Origin of the sequence: Nocardia sp. 852002-20019_SCH5090214 (genome assembly GCF_001665865.1) — a bacterium.
GTDB lineage: Bacteria > Actinomycetota > Actinomycetes > Mycobacteriales > Mycobacteriaceae > Nocardia > Nocardia nova.
Genome location: NZ_LZMK01000407.1, coordinates 1 through 500, shown reverse-complemented (window position 1 = coordinate 500; position 500 = coordinate 1). Strand labels below are relative to the sequence as shown.

The following is a 500-nucleotide window of genomic DNA, read 5'->3' as shown; positions in this document are numbered from 1 at the left end:
GCCGAGCAGATGGCCGAGGGTGTCTCGCCGCGGGTGGCCCGCCTCTACGGCGCGAAGATGGCCCAGCTCGGCCGCCCGCATAACCGATATGTGGTCGCCGAGGCTGGCTACCGGTTCGAGTGCGCCCGCGCCTATGCCGAATACAACCGTGCCCAAGGCCTCATCGAGTACGCCAAGATCCCCCCGGAGGTGCGTGAACAGATCCGCACCGACGTCGCTCTGACCATGTTCGCCGAGGAATTCGGGCGCCCCCCGGCCGACGATCGGGAGCTATCGGGCTGGATCGCCCGCGCCTCCCGCCCGAACACGAAATCCGTGGCCGGGTTCGACCTCACGTTCTCCCCGGTGAAGTCGGTGTCGGCGCTGTGGGCCTTGGCACCCCGCGAGATCGCCGACAAGATCGAGGCCGCCCACTACGCTGCGATCGCCGACGCCTGCGAATACCTCGAGCAGCACGCGGTCTACACCCGCGTCGGCCGCCACAGCGTCCGCCAGGTCGA

The 500-nt window shown here is 69.0% G+C and carries 1 protein-coding gene; it reads left to right on the top strand.

The genetic code is table 11. The features are described 5' to 3' along the window. Window positions 1-9 precede the first annotated feature (9 nt). Window positions 10-500 (top strand): relaxase domain-containing protein (locus tag A5780_RS34210; RefSeq protein ID WP_197521945.1); only part of this gene is annotated, 491 nt, incomplete at its 3' end.